This is a genomic window from Streptomyces sp. NPDC086080 (assembly GCF_044540255.1).
Lineage (GTDB): Bacteria > Actinomycetota > Actinomycetes > Streptomycetales > Streptomycetaceae > Streptomyces.
This window is the reverse complement of record NZ_JBITRU010000007.1, coordinates 259,788-277,970: the sequence shown is the minus strand read 5'-3', so window position 1 is coordinate 277,970 and position 18,183 is coordinate 259,788. Positions and strand designations below refer to the sequence as shown.

Sequence of the window (18,183 nt, the reverse complement as noted above, 5' to 3'; positions counted from 1 at the left end):
TGCAGCCCGGGCGCACTACGCTGCGCTCATGAGCATGCTCACTCCCCCTGGCATGGGCGGCCAGTACCGCATCACGGGTGACCGGTACCCGCGCATGCGCCGGCCCCGACGGCGCGGGAGGCTCGTCGCGCTGACCGTCGTATCCATGGCCGTGCTCGGCGTCGGCGGCTGGGGCACGCTGCAGCTCATCGACGTGTTCACCGGTGGCGGCGACTCCGCCTCCGCGGTCGGCACCAAGGCGGCCTGCACCGACAAGGCGACCCCCGCGGCCGCCCCGAGGGCACTCCCGGCGCCCGGGACGATCACGGTCAACGTCCTCAATGCCACGACCCGCGGCGGTCTGGCGCAGAAGACCGCCGACGAGTTGAAGAAGCGCGGCTTCAAGATCGGCGAGGTCGCCAACGCGACCAAGGAGTACGACAAGAAGGTGAAGGGCACCGGCGTACTGCTCGGGCCCGCCACCGCCCTCGACACCTCGTTGCCGGTGCTCGGCGCCCAGCTCGCAGGCGCCGAACGCCGTACCGACCCCGCCCGCAAGGGCGCCGAGCTCGACCTCATCATCGGCGACACATTCCGGGCGCTGACGACGAAGGCGGACGCCGACCGGGCTCTGACCGCACTGGCCAACCCGGAGCCGACGCCCGCCTCGAAGAAGAAGTGCTGACCGACGGGAACCGCTGACCGAAGCGGAACCGTCGGCCAAGGAACCGCCGCGGAGGCTGCGGAAGATCGCAGAACCCGGGGCTCCCCCGGGGGAGCCCCGGGGGAGCCCTGGACGAGCGGGAGACCGCCCAGGCTCTGGGCCGGCCCCGGGGCACGGTGAAATCCCGGCTGGTCGAGGAGCGGTACGACCCGTCGGCGGTGCCCTCTCCGGGGACGGCGGTGAGCGGGGTGATCTCGCCGGGCTTGACCTGCGGAAGCCCGCGGAAGACAAGAACCGGGAACGCGGGAAACGGGGCGTGGGGACCCGGGGGCCGCTCCGCCGCCCCGCCCGGCGCGGAACCTACTCCGCCGCCCCGTACATCCGGTCCCCCGCGTCGCCGAGGCCCGGCACGATGTAGCCGTGCTCGTTGAGCCGCTCGTCGACCGACGCCGTCACGACCGTCACCGGGGTGCCGGCCAGCTCGCGCTCCATGACCTCGACGCCCTCGGGCGCGGCCAGCAGCACCACGGCGGTCACGTCGTCCGCGCCGCGCCGGATCAGCTCCTGGATCGCCGCGACCAGCGTGCCGCCGGTGGCGAGCATCGGGTCCAGGACGTAGACCTGGCGCCCGGAGAGGTCCTCCGGCATCCGGGTCGCGTACGTCGAGGCCTGCAGCGTCTCCTCGTTGCGGATCATGCCGAGGAAGCCCACCTCGGCGGTCGGCAGCAGCCGGACCATGCCGTCCAGCATGCCGAGACCGGCCCGCAGGATCGGCACCACCAGCGGGCGCGGGTGGGAGAGCTTGACGCCCGTGGTCCGCTCCACCGGAGTCCGGATGTCGACCTGCTCCGTGCGCACGTCACGCGTGGCCTCGTAGGCGAGCAGGGTGACCAGCTCGTCGGCGAGGCGGCGGAAGGTCGCGGAGTCGGTGCGCTGGTCGCGCAGGGTGGTGAGCTTGTGGGCGACCAGCGGGTGGTCGACGACGTGGAGACGCATGGCGTCAACACTAACCGGGCTCCAGAGGCCCGGCGTCCCCGCGCACGGCAAGCCTCCCGGGCTCCCGTCACTCGTTCGCTGGCGTCAAACCGCCCGTCCGGGGGAAGGTGGGAGGGACGGACGGGAGTGATGAACCCATGCCTGAGCAGGAAGACCGACGCGATCCGTCGCCGCGCGAAGCGCCCGGCCCCACCGGGATCAGGACCGGCACGGAGGCCGAGTCGGAGGCCGAGCGACGAAGGCGCCGCGCCCGGTTCCTGCGGGAACTCGCCGAGGCCCGCGCACTGCGCGAGCGGGTCCAGCCGCGCCGCGCCAAGGCCGCCCGGCTGCGGCACGCGATGCGCATGCGCACCTTCCGCTGGTAGCACCACCACTCCACCGGCATACGACGGACCCGAGTGCCGTGCGGTCACGGCGGGCCCGGCCGCGTACGATCCGCACGTGGCGGCAACAGCGGCGACAGCGGCGACGGGTGCGCCGGTGAGTCCTTCGGGGGCACACTCGGCACACCGCGATCAAAACTGCCGGAAACAGGGAGCCGAAGACGTCCCCTGACGGCCTTGTTTCTGCCACGATTCCGAGTGGGTGGGGCTCGGCACACCGGCCCCCGCCCGCACACCTCCGCCGGGGGGATTCCCATCCGGCACGCCTATGACAGTGGGAGAGTCACGGTGTACTTCGCCGCACTGCTCGCGCGCACCGAAGACGGGTGGGAAGCGAGCGACACGGAGCTCGACGATGTGGAAACCCTGTCGGATCTCGCCGACCTGGCCCGGGATGCCTCGTCCGACGACGACACGGTGATCGTGCTCATCGAGCAGGAGGAGGGCTGGTTCGGCGTCGTCCGCGTGGACGGCGAGGAGGACCCCCGGATCTATGTCTCCGACGCCGCCGCGGCCGCCCGCAGCAGCTACGGGGAGATCCTGCTCACCGACGAACTGCTCGGGCGTGAGCCCGGGGCCGACGGACCTGACCTGGACGCCCTCGACCTCGACGGCACGGAGGACGGTGAACCGGAGGACGAGGACGCCACCGACGACGACGGCGCCGTGTCCGCCGGCTCCGCCGACGCCGTGCCGCACGGACCGGTCGGTGACGCGCAGGTCCTGGAGGATCTGGGCGTGAGCGAGAAGGAGTTGCGTGCGATGACCGGGGACGCCGTCAACGAGATCGCCGACGCCCTGGGCGCCTCGGAGGTCCTGGAGACCGTCCGCTGACCGTGCCGGCCACCACCATCGCGTCCGGCCCGCCGGACCCCGTACGCGACCGCTGGCGGGCGGCCATGCGACTCGCCCTGGACGAGGCCGCACTGGCCGTCCGGGGCGGGGACGTGCCCGTCGGCGCCGTCGTACTGGCCCCGGACGGCGCCACCGTGCTGGCCTCCGCCCACAACGAGCGCGAGGCCGGCGGCGACCCCACGGCCCACGCGGAGATCCTCGCCGTCCGGCGGGCCGCCGCGGAACTCGGGGAGTGGCGGCTGGCCGGCTGCACCCTGGTGGTGACCCTGGAGCCGTGCACGATGTGCGCGGGCGCTCTCCAGCAGTCCCGGGTGGACCGGATCGTCTACGGCGCCCGGGACGAGAAGGCCGGCGCGGTCGGCTCCCTGTGGGACCTCGTCCGCGACCGGCGGCTCAACCACCGGCCCGAAGTAATCGAAGGCGTGCTCGCCGAGGAGTGCTCCCGGCTGCTCACGGAGTTCTTCCGGAACCGCTGAATACCGATTTCGAACCACGTCGCACCGTGCTGTAAGGTCTCCCTCGGTAGCGTGTCCGAGCGGCCGAAGGAGCTCGCCTCGAAAGCGAGTGTGGCGCAAGTCACCGAGGGTTCAAATCCCTCCGCTACCGCCGATGAAGGGTCCCGTCGTCAGACGGGGCCCTTCGTGCGATCATGGGCCCGCTCGACGTGTGTGACGCCGGTGCACGTCTGCTACAGGGGAGGGCCGCGATGGCGGTGAACGCGAAGAAGGCCGCCGTCTATGTACTCGTGGTCTTCGTGCTGTATCTGATCATCACGGACCCGGAGACGGCCGCCGACTACGTCCTGGTCGGGTTCAGGGGCGTCTCGGACGCCGCGAAGGCCATCGGCGACTTCATGACCTGGCTTGCCGACGGAGGAAAATAATGATCCGCCATCTCGTGCTCTTCCGGCTGAACGAGGGCGTCCGGCGCGACGACCCGAGGGTCGTGCGGGGTGAGGATGCCTTCCGGTCGCTCGAGGGCAAGATCCCGGAGATCCGCTTCTGGGAGTGCGCCTGGAACATCAGCGACCGCCCCATCGCCTACGACTTCGCCATCAACTCGGCGTTCGAGGACGTGGACGCGCTGCGCCGGTACGTGGAGCACCCGGAGCACCAGGCGGGCGTCGGACTGTGGCGCGAGTTCGCCACGTGGGTGATCGCCGACTACGAGTTCTGACGCTTCGTCCTCCTTCACCCCCCTTCTCTTTCCTCCCGCTCCCCCTCCGCCCCCTCCGTCCCCCGAAGGCCCCTTGCCGTCACGGCAAGGGGCCTTCGCGCGTCGTACGGCCGTGTTCGAGCTCAACACGGAATATGCGGTGCTTGCACACAGTGAGTCAGTCTTGTGATGCTATGACCGCTTTTGACGGATGAGTTGACGGACGATGAGAGCGATGACGAGGTGGCGTTGACCGTGCCGGCCAGTACTGCGCCGCCCCAGGACGAGGTGTCCCCCGACGCGGTTCAGACCCCCGCCAAGCGGCGCGGTGCCGACACCCGGGCCCTGACCCAGCTGCTCTTCGGTCAGCTCAAGGAGCTCGAGCCGGGTACGCCGGAGCACACCCGCGTACGCGCGGCGCTCATCGAGGCCAACATCCCGCTCGTGCGCTACGCGGCCGCCCGCTTCCGCTCCCGCAACGAGCCGATGGAGGACGTGATCCAGGTCGGCACCATCGGGCTCATCAACGCCATCGACCGCTTCGACCCGGAGCGCGGCGTGCAGTTCCCGACGTTCGCGATGCCGACGGTGGTCGGCGAGATCAAGCGGTACTTCCGCGACAACGTCCGCACCGTCCACGTACCGCGCCGGCTGCACGAGCTGTGGGTGCAGGTCAACAGCGCGACGGAGGACCTCACGACCGCCTTCGGGCGCACCCCGTCGACCGCCGAGATCGCCGAGCGGCTGCGCATCTCGGAGGAGGAGGTGCTGTCCTGCATCGAGGCCGGACGGTCCTACCACGCCACCTCGCTGGAGGCCGCGCAGGAGGGCGACGGGATGCCCGGACTGCTGGACCGGCTCGGCTACGAGGATCCCGCCCTGGACGGTGTCGAGCACCGCGACCTGGTCCGGCATCTGCTCGTACAACTGCCCGAACGGGAGCAGCGCATCCTGCTGTTGCGTTACTACAGCAATCTCACCCAGTCGCAGATCAGCGCGGAACTCGGCGTCTCGCAGATGCACGTGTCCCGGCTGCTGGCGCGCAGCTTCCAGCGACTGCGATCCGCAAACAGGATCGACGCGTAACTGGAACGAGCGAATCGCCCATCAGGCCCTTTCTGCTCACTTCTGGGCCGATAGGCCATCAGACCCCTTGTTTCCAGGGCTGATTCGCATCTCGGATGTCGACATGTCACTACAGCGCGTTGCCGACATGTGACATTCTGCCGGAAGCGCGTTTGCCGGAGCCTCGGCGCCGGTATTCAGGGTGAAGGCTGCGTTCCTCAGATCGGGAGCGTCCGCCGCGACCGTCCCGCGACCCAAAGGGGGTGGCATGTCCGCAGAACAGGGCAGCTCAAAGGTGCTCACGCTCGCGGAGAGCGAAACAGCTCCCCATGCTCTCGACGTACTCGGCCCCATCGACGAAGGCCCGGCCACACCGGCTCCGGAGCTCCAGGACACGACGCAGCCCCAGGAGACGGCGAAGCTCCAGGACACGGCGGAGCTCCAGGACACGGCGGAGCTCCAGGACACGGCGGAGCTTCCGGACACGGCGGCCCTCGACACCCGCACCCTGTCCCGCTCCCTGTTCCTGCGGCTCGCCGCTCTCGACGAGGACAGCCCGGAGCGTGCCTATGTCCGGGACACGCTGATCGAGCTCAACCTCCCGCTGGTGCGGTACGCGGCGGCGCGGTTCCGCTCGCGCAACGAGCCGATGGAGGACATCGTCCAGGTCGGCACCATCGGCCTGATCAAGGCGATCGACCGCTTCGACTGCGAACGGGGCGTTGAGTTCCCGACGTTCGCGATGCCGACGGTGGTCGGCGAGATCAAGCGCTTCTTCCGCGACACGTCGTGGTCGGTGCGGGTGCCGCGCCGGCTGCAGGAACTGCGCCTGGCGCTGACGAAGGCCAGCGACGAGCTCTCGCAGAAGCTGGACCGCTCCCCGACGGTTCCCGAACTCGCCGCCGTACTGGGTGTGTCGGAGGAGGACGTCGTCGACGGCCTCGCGGTCGGCAACGCGTACACGGCGTCCTCGCTGGACTCCCCCGCGCCGGAGGACGACGGCGGTGAGGGCTCGCTGGCGGACCGCCTCGGTTACGAGGACACGGCGCTGGAGGGCGTGGAGTACCGGGAGTCGCTCAAGCCGCTGCTGGCCAAGCTGCCACCCCGGGAGCGCCGGATCATCATGCTGCGCTTCTTCGCCAACATGACCCAGTCGCAGATCGGCGAGGAGGTCGGCATCTCCCAGATGCACGTCTCGCGGCTGCTCACGCGGACGCTCGCCCAGCTGCGGGAGGGCCTCATCTCGGACTGAGGCAGCGCGCGGCTCGGGGCGCCGGCAGGACGCCCCGGGCGCGGAACCGGTTTCGTGGCCGCCGCGGCGCCCCACAGGGGCGCGACGGCGGCCGCCGCGTGTCCGGCTGCTTCAGCCGCGTGAGCTACTTCAGCGCGAGCCAGGCCACCGCGGCGACGACCGCGACGGCGACGACGACGCCGACGATCAGACCGATGCGCGGCCCACCGCCGGTGGACTCCGCCTGCCGGCCCTGAGGGGCCTCGTCGACGAACGCGCGGAACATCTGGGTGTTGCCGGCGGGATCCTGATGACCCTGCGGGCCGGGGGTGTTAGCCATGCCACGAGACCCTAGCGAATCCCCGGCGAGCGGCCCAAGCGGGGCCGGGACCGGGACGGCGGGTGGCTTCGGCAGGCCCGGCCGGGACCGGCCCCGACCCTGCCACCTGCGTGTTCACTGCCACGATTACGCGCCTTTGCCAAGTTTTTGATCCTCCGGGGCGCCCCTTTGTTTGCTTGTAGCAACCATCAACTCTACGGTTGCTTTAAGCAACGAACGAAAGGGTGGGCGTCATGGCCGGGCGGGCCCGCTACGAGGAACTGGTCCGACAGTTCAGCGCCTTCGGCGCCGTCAAGCGGGACATGAACCGGATCATGCCGGCCGACTGCCCCAGCGGCTCCGCGTCCGTGCTGACGCTGCTCGGCCGGCACGGCGACATGCGCATGAGCCGGGTCGCCGAACTGCTCTCCGTGGACATGTCGGTCACCAGCCGCAACGCCGCCCATCTGGCCGAGCGCGGCTGGATCGAGCGCTCCCCGGACCCCGCCGACAAGCGCTCCCGCATCCTGCGCCTGACCCCCGCCGGCCGGACCCGGCTCGACGAGCTGTTCCGGCTGACCACCCAGTTGCTCGCCGAACGCCTGGACGACTGGTCCGACGAGGAGGTCGGCCACCTCGCCCACCTGATGGCCCGGCTCAGGGACAGCTTCGGCGACGGCCGCGGCGTGCCCCGGCCGACCGCCCCCGTACGCGAAGAGACCACCCGTACACCCGCGAGCACATAAGAGAAGGACGCCCATGGCAACAACCACACCGAACGGTGTGCGGGCTCATGCCAAGCACGGGGGAGGCCCCTCCGCAGACGCTCCGATGACGCATCCGCAGATCATGAAAGCACTGTCCGGGCTGCTGCTCGGCATGTTCTGCGCCATCCTGTCGTCGACCATCGTCACCAACGCCCTCCCCGAGATCGTCGCCGACCTCGACGGCGGCCAGAGCGCCTACACCTGGGTCGTCACCGCCTCGCTGCTGACGATGACCGCCTCCACCCCCCTGTGGGGCAAGCTCGCGGACCTGACCAGCAAGAAGGTCCTGGTCCAGGCCGCCCTGGTGATCTTTGTCATCGGCTCCGTCGTGGCCGGCCTGTCGCAGAACCCGGCCATGCTGATCACCGCCCGTGCCATCCAGGGCCTCGGCGGCGGCGGTCTGTCCGCCCTGGCGCAGATCATCATGGCCGCGATGATCTCCCCGCGTGAGCGCGGGCGGTACTCCGGCTACCTGGGCGCGACCTTCGCCGTCGCGACCGTCGGCGGCCCGCTGCTCGGCGGCGTCATCACCGACACCAGCTGGCTCGGCTGGCGCTGGTGCCTCTACGTCGGCGTACCCTTCGCGGTCATCGCCCTGATCGTGCTGCAGAAGACGCTGAACCTGCCCGTGGTCAAGCGGCAGGCCAAGGTCGACTGGGCCGGCGCCTTCTTCGTCACCGCGGCCGTCTGCCTGCTGCTCGTCTGGGTCACCTTCGCCGACGACAAGTACTCCTGGATGTCGTGGCAGACCGGCGTCATGGTCGGCGGCGCGATCGCCCTGACGCTGGTCTTCCTCCTCGTCGAGTCGAGGGCGAGCGAGCCGATCATCCCGCTGCGCCTGTTCAGGAACCGCACCATCACCCTGGCCTCGCTGGCGTCGCTGTTCGTCGGGATCGCGATGTTCGCGGGCACCGTCTACTTCAGCCAGTACTTCCAGCTGGCCCGGGGCAAGTCCCCGACGATGTCGGGCGTGATGACCATTCCGATGATCGGCGGACTGTTCCTGTCGTCCACCGTCTCCGGCATCGTCATCACCCGGACCGGCAAGTGGAAGAACTGGCTGCTGGCCGGTGGCGTCCTGCTGACGGCGGGCCTGGGTCTGCTCGGCACCATGCGCCACGACACCCCCTACTGGCACCTCGGCGTCTTCATGGCGCTCATGGGTCTCGGCGTCGGCATGATGATGCAGAACCTGGTCCTGTGCACGCAGAACCAGGTGGATGCCGGCGACCTGGGCGCGGCCTCCTCCGTCGTGACGTTCTTCCGGTCCCTCGGCGGCGCGGTCGGCGTCTCCGTGCTCGGCTCCCTCATGTCGACCCGGATCAGCCACTACGCCGAGGACACCATCGGCTCGCTGAGCCCGCGGGAGCAGGCTGCGGCGGCCCGCACCTCCGGCAGCGGCGCCCTCCCCGACATGGACCTGCTGCCCCCGTCCATCCGCACCTGGCTGGAGAGCGCCTACGGGCACGGCATCGCCGACATCTTCCTGTACGTCGCCCCCGTCGCCCTGCTCGCCTTCCTGGTGACGCTGTTCATCAAGGAGGTCCCGCTGCGGACCACGGGCGCGCCGGCCCAGGCGGCGGAGTCCTCGGCCGGGACCACCCCGCCGGTGGCACCGGCCCCGGCCGAGGCGGCCCGCGTCGCCGGCTAGCCGGTGCGGGCCCCGGCGGCCGTGGGAGCCCGTCGGCCGACGCGGACACCGCGGTAGCCGGCACCCGGCCCAGCGGCTCGCCGCCGTCGCCGTCGCCTTCGCCGTCGCCTTCGCCGTCGCCGGGACGGCATCCTCCGGAGGGGGAGGGCGGGAAGCGCCCGGCACTCCGGCGGCACCCCGGCATCGGGCTCGCCCACCCGGGCGAGGAGCAACCCCGGCCCGTGGCGGGCCGCGCGTCCTGTAGCGGAGACGCGCCCCGCCACGGGCCGGTCCCATGACGGCCGTTCGGCGCGTGTTCCCGGGCCGCCGCGCCCCGGCCGCCGGGCGGCGCGAGGACCGCGCGGTGAACTGCGACCCGGTCGTCCGGGCGGGCTCACGGCCACCGGGCACAACACCTGGTGGAACCACATGGTGAACCGGACACCCAGGTGGCGCGGGGGAGCGCTGCCCGCCGGGTGAGATCCGGTCAGGGGCGGCGCGACCGTCAGGGTTTGCTGTGGGCGGCGACGATGCGGCGGGCGAGGTCACGCAGTTTCACGTTCTCCCGCTGCGAGGCCCGTACCAGGCTGTCGAAGGCACCGGCCGCGTCGATGTCCATGCGCTCCATGAGGATGCCGGTGGCCTGACCGATCAGGTCGCGGGTGCGCATGGCCTCGGTGAGCTGCTCGCGCACGGTGGCCGAGTCCAGGGCGATACCGACATGCGCGGTGAACAGCCGCCCTATCCGCAGCGCCGCCTCGTCGAAGGCGCGCGGCTTGCGGGCGTACGCGGTAAGCACGGTCAGCCGGCGCCGGTCGGCACGCAGCCGCAGCGACAGCACGGACTTCAGGCCCAGCACGGAGAGCGCGTCCGTGCCCTCTTCGCCCTCGCTGTCCTCCACCTCGGCGACCGGGGCGGTCCACAACCGGTGCCAGTACGGCTGCTCGCCCGCCACGAGATGACCGTCCTCGGCGGCGCGCACCACCTCGTCGGTCCAGGCGAGCGTCTGGCGGCGGTTGTCGCGCTCCAAGACGCAGATGCCCGCATGGTCGGCGCCGGGCATCAGATCCACGGCCAGCCGGACGGCGGTGTCCAGCGTGCTGTCCAGGGTGGACGTCTCGTGCAGTCGGCACGCCGCAGCCGTCAGCGCTTCCGCCAGATCGGAATCGGCAGGGAAACGGGTCACATCGGAAAACCGGGACGAAGCCACCACGAACCTCTTCGGCGAGCACGGCCAAACGGCCGTGCGCAGGAGAGCTCCGCAGCACATTCCCGACTGCGAGCACAGGACGTACAGAATTTTAGCCGCTTCCGGTGACGCTCTCCGCCGTGGTGCAATGGGAGCGGGTCAGGAAGCGGCCTTACCGGAATTCCGGACGCACGTCTGCCAGGTGACTGTCATGACCTTCCTTCCGTATCCCCCCGAAAGACATGACCCGTCCGAGCGTCTGCTGCTCCCGTTCCCGACGGAGATCGACTTCTCCAACGCGGACCGGCTGCTGCCGCTGATCATGGCCCAGGCCCGCCCCCACCCCGGCCGGCCGCCCCGGCTCGTGGTCCTCGACCTCACCGCGACGCGGTTCATGGACTCCCAGGGCGTCCGCCTCATCAACGACGTACGCCGACGGCTGCACCCCGGAACCCGGGTGTACGTGGCGGCCCTCCCGGAGAGTCTGGCGAGCCGCGTCCTGGAAGTGACCGGCCTGCGCCGCGACATCCCCGTGTACGACAACCTTCCCGAGGCGATGGCGGCCTAGAACTAGTCTGACGCCATGGCACCGAACATCGCGACGAACACCCGTGTCTCCCTCGACGAGTTGCTGGACTTCGTACGACCCCGGCACCGGGCCGTCCTGTTGACCCGGCGGTCCGACGGCAGCCCTCAGGGCTCGCCGCTGACCTGCGGGGTCGACGACTCGGGGCGGATCGTGATGTCCACCTATCCCGAGCGGGCGAAGACGCGGAACGCCAAGCGGGACGCCCGGGTGAGCCTGATCGTCCTGAGCGACGAGTGGGACGGGCCCTGGGTGCAGGTCGACGGCAGCGCCGAGGTCGTGGACTCGCCCGAGTCGGTGGAGCCGCTGGTGGAGTACTACCGGAACATCGCCGGTGAGCACCCCGACTGGGACGAGTACCGGACGGCGATGGTCGAGCAGGGCAAGTCGATCATCCGGGTCACTCCGGAGCGCTGGGGTCCGGTGGCGACCGGCGGGTTCCCGGCGCGGCTCGCCCAGGACACGTAGGGCCCCGGGGCACCGGGCAGCCAGACACTGGTCCGCGGCACCTCCCGGGACCGCTGGGCTGCCCTCACCATGGCGCACCTTCCTCGACGTGCCGACGCCGGTCAGGCCGGCACCCGGGTCCGGGTGCGCGGACGGTCCGGCTCTCGGGCCTTCTCCCGCGAGTCTGCCCGGTCCGCCCGGCGCGGCAACGCGGCCGCGATCGGTCCGCCGAGGTGACGGCCACAGACCCCACCAGCAGGCTCGTCCCCAGCCCGGCGGAGAACACGTCGGTGATCCCGTCCCGTTCGCCGTCCGGGCCGGGGCCGCGGCCCTCGCCACCGGAAGCGAGGTCGCCGCCACCGGAGCGCTCGACCCCTTCCACGGCGGCGAACCGCGCGCCCAGCACCGCGCCCAGCACCGCGCCCCGCACGGCCGCCCCCAGCCCGACGCCGACACCGGCCTTCTCCCGGGGTACGGAACTCGTCACCGCGTGCGCCATCACCGGGCTGCCGACCGCGCCGTATCCGCCCCGAGAAGGGACCGGCCGGGGAGTGCTCGGCGGTCAGTTGTCGGTCGTCCGCCGGGTGAGGTCGTAGAAGGTCGCCGAACCCGTCGTCACCTCCTCGAAGTTCTCCTCCACCCAGGACGCGATCTGCGCCGAGGTGCCGGAGTCGCGGCCGCCGCCGCCCGCACCGCCACCCATTCCGCCGCCTGCGACGAAGTAGTGGATCTTCCCTTCCGCCACGTACTCCTTGAACCGCGCGAGCGTCGGGGACGGGTCGGTGCCGTTGAAGCCGCCGATCGCCATGACGGGCTCACCGGTGGCGAGCTGGTAACTCGCCGCGTTCTGGGCGCCGATGGCCGCGGCGGCCCAGACATGGTCGTTGGCGTCGGTCTCCAGCAGTTCCTTCGCCTCGGCGTCGACGTTCGCGCCGCCGAGGAGGCCGCTCATGCCACCGGCCTCCGGGGTGCCTCCGGGGGCGTTCGGCAGGGTTCCACCGGGGGCTTGGCCGGTCCGGCCGTTCCGGCCCGGGGCACTCCGGCCGCCCTGGCCGCCCTGGCCGTCCTGGCCCGTCGGGCCGCCGCCGGGGAAGCCGCCGGTGCCGGTGCCGCCCGCGCCGTCACCGGGCGGTGTCTGCCCCTGCGGGCCCGGCGCGTTCCGACCCCCGCCGGGGAATCCGCCGCCCCCGGGCCGCCCGCCACCGCCCATGGCGGCCCCCGCCGGACCGGCCGTGACGATCGAACCGGCGTGCCCCTGCTGCACGGTGCTCAGCGTGTACGCCGTCGGAGCGGCCAGCGCCGCCACCAGGCCGAGCCCCGCCGCCCCGAGCGCCACCCGGCGCCCCACCCGGCCCACCCGGCCCGCGAGGACCAGGCCGAGCGCGGCGACCAGCCCGCCGACCAGGACCAGCCACTTCAGCCACGGCACATAGTCCGGCGTGCGGTGGAGCAGTACGTACCCCCAGGCCGCCGTGGCCGTGACCGCCGCCGCGAGCGTGAGCGACACCCAGAGCGCCTGTCGCCGTTCCCACAGGGCCACCGCGCCCATGCCGATCACGGCCGCGAGGTAGGGGGCCAGGGCCACCGTGTAGTACTGGTGGAAGATGCCGGCCATGTAGCTGAAGACCGCCATGGTCATCAGCAGGGAACCGCCCCACACCAGGAAGGATGCCCGGGCGAGGTCCGTCCGCGCGGCCTTCCGGGTGAGGACCAGCCCTCCGGCGAGCAGGATCAGGGCGGCGGGCAGCAGCCAGGAGATCTGGCCCCCGACCTCGGAGTTGAACATCCGGTCCCAGCCGGTCTCCCCCCACCGGCCGCCCCCGGCCGGACCGCCACCGCCGCCCCCGACGCTGCCCGCCTCCTCGCCGTTGAGCCGGCCGAGGCCGTTGTAGCCGAAGGTCAGCTCCAGGAAGCTGTTGTTCTGCGAGCCGCCGATGTACGGGCGCGACGACGCGGGCCACAGTTCGACGAGCGCGACCCACCAGCCGCCGGAGACGACCAGCGCGGCGGTCGCCAGGGCCAGCTGGGCCAGCCGCTTCCTCAGCCGCACCGGGGCGCAGACGCCGTGGACGAGGGCGAGGGCCGGGAGGACGAGGAAGGCCTGGAGGCTCTTGGTGAGGAACGCGACGCCGACGGCGACCCCGGCCCACACCAGCCATTTCGTACGGCCGTCCTCGACACCCCGGACGACGAGGTAGCAGGCGACGGCCATCAGCAGCGCCAGCATCGCGTCCGGGTTGTTGAACCGGAACATCAGCGCCGCGACCGGGGTGAGGGCGAGGACCGCGCCCGCGATCAGGCCGGCCGCCGCGCCGAATCGGCGGCGTACGGAGGCGTGCACGACGGCGACCGTGCCGACGCCCATCAGTACCTCGGGCACGAGGATCGCCCAGGTGTTCAGGCCGAAGACACGCACCGAGAGTTCCATCGGCCACAGCGAGGCCGGGGGCTTGTCCACGGTGATGGCGTTGGCCGCGTCCAGCGAGCCGAAGAAGAACGCCTTCCAGGACTCGCTGCCCGCCTGCACGGCCGCCGAGTAGAAGGAGTTGGCGTATCCGGAGGCGCTCAGGTTCCAGAGGTAGAGCAGGCCGGTCGCCAGGAGCAGCGCGAGGAGGGCGGGGCGCTCCCAGCGGGTTGTGGGGGAGGAGGGGGGCGCGGCGGGGTCGGGGTGTTGCGCGGGCACGGGCGTGGGCTTCGCGGGTGAGGATCCCGACGTGGGAGGGCCGGCCGGGTTGCCGACGGATCCGGCCGGAGTATCGGCCTGATCGGCCGCGAGGTCGGCCGGACCGCCCGTGGGATCGGCGGGATCGGCCGGCGGGTTCGTCCGGTCGTACTGCGTGGTCATCGGAGGTCCCTCGGGTCGTGGTCGGTGGGAGTGGCGTGGGACGGGGCCGCGGCAGGGTCGGCGGAGGCGCCCGGGAGCCGGGCCGCGGCAGGGTCGGTGTGGGTGGCCGGGCACGGGGCCGCGGCGGACGGCACCGCCGCGGCAGAGGCACCGTCCGGGAACACCCACGCCCGGAAGAGCAGGAACCGCAGCACGGTCGCCGCGAGGTTCGCGGCGACGAGCACCGCGAGTTCGGTGGAGTGGGCGGGGTCGCTGCTCGCCGTGTTCAGGGCCACGAGCGAGCCGCTGGTCAGAGCGAGACCGATGCCGAAGACGACCAGCCCCTGCGCCTGGTGCCGTACGGCACCGGCGCGCCCGCGCACCCCGAACGTCAGCCGCCGGTTGGCGGCGGTGTTGGCGACCGCCGACACCAGCAGGGCCAGGCCGTTGGCCGTCTGGGAGCCGGTGACGGTCCGGAATCCGCTGTAGAGCAGCAGGTAGAAGAGCGTGGAGAGGCCACCGACGACGCAGAAGCCGAGCAACTGCCGGGCCAGCCCGTGCGGTACGTCCTCGATGTCCCGGTCGCGCGGGTCGTCGCCGAAGGGCCGGGCGAGCCGGTCCAGCGGCAGCGAACCGGTGGCCAGGGCCCTGCCGACCCGCCAGACGCCCTTGAGGTCGTCGGTCGCCGTGCGCACGATGTGCACGGTGGAGTCGGGGTCGTCGACCCAGTCGACCGGCACCTCGTGGATCCGCAGCCCCGCGCGCTCGGCGAGCACCAGCAGCTCGGTGTCGAAGAACCAGCCGCTGTCCTCGACCAGGGGCAGCAGCACCCGGGCGACGTCACGGCGGATCGCCTTGAAACCGCACTGCGCGTCGGAGAAACGTGCCTGGAGGGAGCCGCGCAGGATCAGGTTGTAGCCGCGGCTGATGAGTTCCCGCTTCGCGCCCCGCACCACCCGCGCGCTGCGGCTCAGCCGGGAGCCGATCGCGAGGTCCGAGTGGCCGGAGATCAGCGGGGCGACCAGCGGCAGCAGGGCGTTGAGATCGGTGGAGAGGTCGACGTCCATGTAGGCGAGGACGGGGGCGTCGGAGGCCGCCCAGACGGTCCGCAGCGCCCGGCCGCGTCCCTTCTCCTCCAGGCGGACGGACCTGACCTCCGCGATCCGCGCCGCCAGCCGCCCGGCCACGTGCGGGGTGCTGTCCGTGGAGGCGTTGTCGGCGATCGTGATGCGGAACGCGTAGGGGAAGGTGCGGGTGAGATGCTCGTGCAGCCGGCGGACGCACGGCTGGAGGTCCTTCTCCTCGTTGTAGACGGGGATCACTACGTCCAGGACCGGTGTGCCGGCTCCGGTGGCCGGGAGATGCTCCCGCGCCGGCAGGGTGCCGGGAGAGGAATCGGTTCGCATGGGAACCGACTCTGATCAAGCACCCTGTCGTGCCCGTGTGGTGGAGCTGTGCCGTGGCTTTGAGTACGGCACGGGTGCCGTCCCGGGTGGTGGCGCCGTGGGCAGGTGGAGGGTGAACACGGTCCGTCCGGGCACGCTGTCGACGGTCACCACGCCGCCGTGCGCGACCGCGACGGCCTGCACGATGGCCAGGCCGAGACCGGTCGATCCGGTCGCCCGGGTGCGTGCCGCGTCACCGCGCGCGAACCGTTCGAAGACATGCGGGAGCACGGCGGGCGGAATGCCGGGGCCGTCGTCCGTCACGTCCACGCACAGCCCGGGACCGTTGCCCCGGACGCGGGCGGTGACGGTGGTGCCCGGCGGGGTGTGGGTGCGGGCGTTGCCCAGCAGATTGACGAGGACCTGCTGGAGCCGGTCGGGGTCACCGGTCACCAGGGCGGGTTCGTCGGGCAGGTCGAGGCGCCAGTCGTGATCCGGGCCGGCGGCGCGGGCGTCGCTGACGGCGTCCACGACGAGCGGTACGAGGTCGGTCCGCTCGAGACGCAGGGGCCGCCCGGCGTCCAGGCGGGCGAGCAGCAGCAGGTCCTCGACGAGCAGGGTCATCCGGTCCGCCTCGGACTCGATGCGTCCGAGCGCGTGCCGGGTGTCGGGGCCGACCTCCTCGCGGCCGCGGCGGGTGAGTTCGGCGTACCCGCGGATGGAGGCGAGGGGCGTGCGCAGTTCATGGCTGGCGTCGGCGACGAACCGCCGTACCCGGGTCTCGCTCTCCTGGCGGGCGCGCAGGGCCCCGTGGATGTGGTCGAGCAGCCGGTTCAGCGCGGCGCCGACCCGGCCGACCTCGGTGTGCGGATCGCACTCGGACTCCGGGACGCGCTCCTCCAGGGTGACCTCGCCGCTGTGCAGGGGGAGTTCGGAGACACGGGTGGCGGTGGCGGCGACCTTGCGCAGCGGGCGGGTGGCCACGCCGACGATGACGGCTCCGGCGAGGGAGGCGGCGACGAGACCGGCGACGGTGACACTGATCTCGACGAGGATCAGGGTGGTGACCGTGCTGTCGACGTCGGCGGTGGGGAGGGCGACGTAGAAGGCGCCATTGGGGCCGGCCCGGTAGGTGACGCGGTACCTGCCCAGGCCGGGGATGTCCACGGTGTGCTCGGCCCCGATGGCGCGCGGCACGGCTCCGAGGGCCGCCAGCTGGGCGTCGGTGAGCTCACCGGCCTCGGGCGCCGTGAACCCGTTCACGACCCTCTTGTTGCTCACGACCCCGTCGGTCACCCGGCCGTTCTCGACGGTCGCGCCGATCGCGCCGAAGCCCTGCGGGCCCTTGGTGACGAAGTCGAGGGGGTCCTCGTGCCGCAACGGCTCCGGCAGCGGCGGGCCGTTCACCGGGCCGCCCGCCGCCCGCATGGCCACCTCGCGCACCTGATCGTCCAGTTGCTCGTACAGATGGGACCGCAGGGCCAGCGCCGTCACCGTGCCGATCACCGCGCACACCACCGCGATCAGCGCCACGGACACGACGACGAGCCGCGTCCGCAGGGTCCGCGGACGCGGTCGTCGCCCCTCGGTCACGACACCGCGGGCTTGATCATGTACCCGGCACCGCGCCGGGTGTGGATCATCGGCTCCCGGCCGGCGTCGATCTTCCGGCGCAGATACGAGATGTACAGCTCGACGACGTTCGCCTGCCCGCCGAAGTCGTACGACCAGACCCGGTCGAGGATCTGGGCCTTGCTGAGCACGCGCCGCGGGTTGCGCATGAGGAAGCGCAGCAGCTCGAACTCGGTGGCGGTGAGGTGGATGCCCTGCCCGCCCCGGCTGACCTCGTGGCTGTCCTCGTCGAGGGTGAGATCGCCGACGACCAGCACCGACTCCGCGCGGCGGTCGGCGGCGCCGGAACGCCGGATCAGGCCGCGCAGCCGGGCGACGACCTCCTCCAGGCTGAACGGCTTGATGACGTAGTCGTCCCCGCCCGCGGTCAGTCCGGCGATACGGTCCTCGATGGCGTCCTTGGCGGTCAGGAACAGGACGGGCACGTCCGGCAGGTCGCGGCGCAGCCTCCCGAGAACGGACAGCCCGTCCATGTCCGGCAGCATCATGTCCAGGACGACGGCGTCGGGCCGGAACTCGCGCGCGGTGCTCAGGGCACCCTGACCATCCCCCGCGCTGCGGATCTGCCAGCCCTCGTACCGCAGGGCCATGGACAGCAGTTCGGTGATCGACTGCTCGTCGTCCACCACCAGCACGCGGACCGGGCTCCCGTCCGGCCTGAGCAGTTCGGTGCGCCCCTGGGGCGAGATCGTGGTCATACGGCACACAATGTGCGCGCCCTCTGAGAACACTCTTGCGGCAACCTGTGTTTTCCCTGAGAAACACCCAGTCGCCGCCGCTCTCCCCGGCCGGCCGGAACGCGGACCCGACGCCACCCTCCGCGGGCAGTCACCACCCCGGCGCAGCACCACCAGCCCCACGGCACCCCGCCCCCGCCCTCCGCGGGCAGCCGCAACGCCACCGCCGCACAAGACGCCCCACGGCGCCCCGCCGCCACCCTCCGCAAACAGTCATCACGCTGGCGCCGCACGGGCTGCACTGCGGCACGCCCCCCGCCCTCCGCGGGCAGACGTGCCGCAGGGCGGCACGGGTGGGCGCGACGGCACCCCGTCGGCGCCGGGCTGCGCGAACACCCC

At 71.9% G+C, this 18,183-nt stretch carries 19 protein-coding genes and 1 tRNA gene; 13 read left to right on the top strand and 7 right to left on the bottom strand.

The genetic code is table 11. From position 1 onward, the window contains the following. The first annotated feature begins 52 nt into the window (after window positions 1-52). On the top strand, window positions 53-664 hold the full coding sequence (locus ACIF9R_RS12115; RefSeq protein WP_399977927.1) for a LytR C-terminal domain-containing protein: 612 nt from the start codon (window positions 53-55) through the stop codon (window positions 662-664). 339 nt (window positions 665-1,003) lie between these two features. On the opposite strand, the gene upp is transcribed toward ACIF9R_RS12115, so the two are convergent. Continuing rightward, a complete protein-coding gene (gene upp / locus ACIF9R_RS12110; RefSeq protein WP_399977859.1) occupies window positions 1,004-1,639 on the bottom strand; it encodes a uracil phosphoribosyltransferase in 636 nt (211 codons plus the stop codon). Window positions 1,640-1,776: 137 nt separating this feature from the next. Here upp and ACIF9R_RS12105 point away from each other — a divergent pair, with 137 nt between their 5' ends. The 8 genes from ACIF9R_RS12105 to ACIF9R_RS12070 all read left to right on the top strand — a co-directional run bounded on the left by ACIF9R_RS12105 (window position 1,777) and on the right by ACIF9R_RS12070 (window position 6,349). Beyond that, a complete protein-coding gene (locus ACIF9R_RS12105; RefSeq protein ID WP_399977857.1) occupies window positions 1,777-2,004 on the top strand; it encodes a hypothetical protein in 228 nt (75 codons plus the stop codon). A 306-nt stretch (window positions 2,005-2,310) separates the two neighbouring features. Beyond that, complete coding sequence (locus tag ACIF9R_RS12100) at window positions 2,311-2,856, top strand: hypothetical protein (protein WP_399977854.1); 546 nt, start codon at window positions 2,311-2,313, stop codon at window positions 2,854-2,856. Between the two features lie 65 nt (window positions 2,857-2,921). Beyond that, a complete protein-coding gene (tadA, locus tag ACIF9R_RS12095) occupies window positions 2,922-3,353 on the top strand; it encodes a tRNA adenosine(34) deaminase TadA (protein ID WP_399977925.1) in 432 nt (143 codons plus the stop codon). A gap of 45 nt (window positions 3,354-3,398) precedes the next feature. Then, window positions 3,399-3,483 (top strand) — tRNA-Ser (locus tag ACIF9R_RS12090). Window positions 3,484-3,583: 100 nt separating this feature from the next. Then, the gene (locus ACIF9R_RS12085; protein ID WP_399977851.1) at window positions 3,584-3,760 is read left to right on the top strand and encodes a hypothetical protein; all 177 of its coding nucleotides are present in this window, start codon (window positions 3,584-3,586) and stop codon (window positions 3,758-3,760) included. Further along, complete coding sequence (locus ACIF9R_RS12080) at window positions 3,760-4,053, top strand: Dabb family protein (RefSeq protein ID WP_399977849.1); 294 nt, start codon at window positions 3,760-3,762, stop codon at window positions 4,051-4,053. Before ACIF9R_RS12085 ends, ACIF9R_RS12080 begins: the two co-directional genes overlap by 1 nt. A gap of 195 nt (window positions 4,054-4,248) precedes the next feature. Continuing rightward, window positions 4,249-5,118, top strand: coding sequence for an RNA polymerase sigma factor SigF (locus ACIF9R_RS12075; RefSeq protein WP_399977847.1), 870 nt, complete (start codon window positions 4,249-4,251; stop codon window positions 5,116-5,118). Between the two features lie 247 nt (window positions 5,119-5,365). Next, window positions 5,366-6,349 (top strand): RNA polymerase sigma factor SigF, encoded by a 984-nt coding sequence (locus tag ACIF9R_RS12070; protein ID WP_399977844.1) that lies wholly within the window; start codon window positions 5,366-5,368, stop codon window positions 6,347-6,349. A gap of 124 nt (window positions 6,350-6,473) precedes the next feature. On the opposite strand, the gene ACIF9R_RS12065 is transcribed toward ACIF9R_RS12070, so the two are convergent. Then, a complete protein-coding gene (locus ACIF9R_RS12065; protein WP_399977841.1) occupies window positions 6,474-6,668 on the bottom strand; it encodes a hypothetical protein in 195 nt (64 codons plus the stop codon). A 233-nt stretch (window positions 6,669-6,901) separates the two neighbouring features. Here ACIF9R_RS12065 and ACIF9R_RS12060 point away from each other — a divergent pair, with 233 nt between their 5' ends. Next, the gene (locus ACIF9R_RS12060) at window positions 6,902-7,393 is read left to right on the top strand and encodes a MarR family winged helix-turn-helix transcriptional regulator (protein WP_399977839.1); all 492 of its coding nucleotides are present in this window, start codon (window positions 6,902-6,904) and stop codon (window positions 7,391-7,393) included. A 13-nt stretch (window positions 7,394-7,406) separates the two neighbouring features. Next, the gene (locus tag ACIF9R_RS12055) at window positions 7,407-9,065 is read left to right on the top strand and encodes an MDR family MFS transporter (RefSeq protein ID WP_399977836.1); all 1,659 of its coding nucleotides are present in this window, start codon (window positions 7,407-7,409) and stop codon (window positions 9,063-9,065) included. Between the two features lie 484 nt (window positions 9,066-9,549). On the opposite strand, the gene ACIF9R_RS12050 is transcribed toward ACIF9R_RS12055, so the two are convergent. Next, the gene (locus tag ACIF9R_RS12050) at window positions 9,550-10,230 is read right to left on the bottom strand and encodes an ANTAR domain-containing protein (protein WP_399977833.1); all 681 of its coding nucleotides are present in this window, start codon (window positions 10,228-10,230) and stop codon (window positions 9,550-9,552) included. 214 nt (window positions 10,231-10,444) lie between these two features. Between ACIF9R_RS12050 and ACIF9R_RS12045 the strand changes: the two genes are divergently transcribed. Then, on the top strand, window positions 10,445-10,801 hold the full coding sequence (locus ACIF9R_RS12045; RefSeq protein ID WP_399977830.1) for an STAS domain-containing protein: 357 nt from the start codon (window positions 10,445-10,447) through the stop codon (window positions 10,799-10,801). A 15-nt stretch (window positions 10,802-10,816) separates the two neighbouring features. After that, the gene (locus ACIF9R_RS12040) at window positions 10,817-11,287 is read left to right on the top strand and encodes a PPOX class F420-dependent oxidoreductase (RefSeq protein ID WP_399977827.1); all 471 of its coding nucleotides are present in this window, start codon (window positions 10,817-10,819) and stop codon (window positions 11,285-11,287) included. Between the two features lie 541 nt (window positions 11,288-11,828). Here ACIF9R_RS12040 and ACIF9R_RS12035 read toward each other — a convergent pair. From ACIF9R_RS12035 to ACIF9R_RS12020, 4 genes are read right to left on the bottom strand one after another with little or no spacing between them, the layout of a single operon-like run. Next, window positions 11,829-14,111, bottom strand: a complete 2,283-nt coding sequence (locus tag ACIF9R_RS12035; protein ID WP_399977825.1) for an ArnT family glycosyltransferase — start codon at window positions 14,109-14,111, stop codon at window positions 11,829-11,831. After that, a complete protein-coding gene (locus ACIF9R_RS12030) occupies window positions 14,108-15,496 on the bottom strand; it encodes a glycosyltransferase (RefSeq protein ID WP_399977823.1) in 1,389 nt (462 codons plus the stop codon). The genes ACIF9R_RS12035 and ACIF9R_RS12030 overlap by 4 nt, the downstream gene beginning before the upstream one ends. A 15-nt stretch (window positions 15,497-15,511) precedes the next feature. Then, complete coding sequence (locus ACIF9R_RS12025; RefSeq protein WP_399977820.1) at window positions 15,512-17,068, bottom strand: sensor histidine kinase; 1,557 nt, start codon at window positions 17,066-17,068, stop codon at window positions 15,512-15,514. Beyond that, the gene (locus ACIF9R_RS12020; RefSeq protein WP_399977818.1) at window positions 17,065-17,805 is read right to left on the bottom strand and encodes a response regulator transcription factor; all 741 of its coding nucleotides are present in this window, start codon (window positions 17,803-17,805) and stop codon (window positions 17,065-17,067) included. Before ACIF9R_RS12020 ends, ACIF9R_RS12025 begins: the two co-directional genes overlap by 4 nt. Window positions 17,806-18,183 lie beyond the last annotated feature (378 nt).